2 protein-coding genes are annotated in these 1,224 nt (G+C 70.2%); both read right to left on the bottom strand.

Features of this window, described 5'->3' with window-relative positions:
* Positions 1-662, bottom strand: a 662-nt coding sequence (locus KDK95_RS34680) for an ABC transporter ATP-binding protein (protein ID WP_212522593.1), incomplete at its 3' end; no start/stop codon positions are given.
* A 31-nt stretch (positions 663-693) separates the two neighbouring features.
* The coding region (locus KDK95_RS34675) for an FtsX-like permease family protein (RefSeq protein WP_212522592.1) at positions 694-1,224 on the bottom strand (531 nt) is incomplete at its 5' end.

The raw sequence follows: 1,224 nt of genomic DNA, 5'->3' as shown, positions 1-1,224 counted from the left end.
AGCTTGCCGTTCTTGATCTGGGCCAGCCGGGGGACGCGGCGGGAGAGCTCGGAGTCGTGGGTGACCATGATGACGGTCAGCCCGCGCTCCTGCCAGAGCTTCTCCAGGAGGCCGAAGATGTCGTCGCGGGTGTCCTCGTCGAGGTTTCCGGTCGGCTCGTCGGCGAGGATGACCTTCGGCTCCTTGACCAGCGCACGCGCGATGGCGACGCGCTGCTGCTGGCCGCCGGACAGCTCGGTCTGCAGGTGGTGCAGGCGCTCGCCGAGGCCGACCTCGGTCAGCGCCTGCGCCGCGCGCTCACGGCGCTCGGCCTTGGTCACCCCCAGCGGCACCAGGGCCGTCTCGACGTTCTCCTGGGCGGTGAGCGTCGGGATGAGGTTGAAGGACTGGAAGATGTAGCCGAAGTTCTGCGCGCGCAGCTTCGTCAGCTGCATCTCGCCCATCCTCGACAGTTCCTGGCCGTCGAACTTCAGCGAGCCGTCGGTGGGCCGGTCGAGCCCGCCGAGCAGCTGGAGCAGGGTGGACTTGCCGTGGCCGGTGGGGCCCTGGATCGCGAGCATGTCGTTGTCCGGGATGAGCACGTCCACGCCCTGCAGCGCGTGGACCTTCTCGCCCTTGCGCTTGCCGTCGTAGGCCTTCGTCAGACCACTGATCTCATACATGGATCTAATCCTTTCGGGATTCGGGCCTGGTCTAGGCGACCTTGGCCAGGGCGTCGGCCGGGCGCAGGGAGGAGGCGCGCCAGCCGCCGAGGCCGCCGGCGATCAGGCCGCCGAGCACCGCGAGGCCGACCGCGAGGAGCAGGATCTTGATGTCGACCGGGGCGGTCAGGTGCACGGTCACGTCGTTGGCCGCCGCACGCGCGCCGCCACCGCCGCCGGGGAAGTTCCCGCCCGCGGTGTTGCTGGCACTGCTCGTCGCGGACGAGGCGGTCAGCGTCGGGGCGAACTTGTCGATGGCGAGCGCTCCGCCGTAGCCGAGGGCGATGCCCAGGACGCCGCCGATCAGTCCGGTGACGATGGACTCGCCGAGCACTTGGCGCACGACGCGGCCCGAGGTCCAGCCGATCGCCTTCAGGGTGCCGAACTCACGGGTGCGCCGGCCCACCGCCGACATCGTGAACAGCGCGGCGACCAGGAACGCGGCGAGCAGCACGCCGATGGAGAGCCACTTGCCCAGGTTGTTGGCGAGCGAGGCGGTCGAGGCGAGCGAGCCGGAGACCGA

It is taken from the genome of Actinospica acidithermotolerans, from assembly GCF_018139625.1.
GTDB lineage: Bacteria > Actinomycetota > Actinomycetes > Streptomycetales > Catenulisporaceae > Actinospica > Actinospica acidithermotolerans.
Note: the sequence above shows the minus strand (reverse complement) of the source record. Positions and strands in the feature narration are given on the sequence as shown.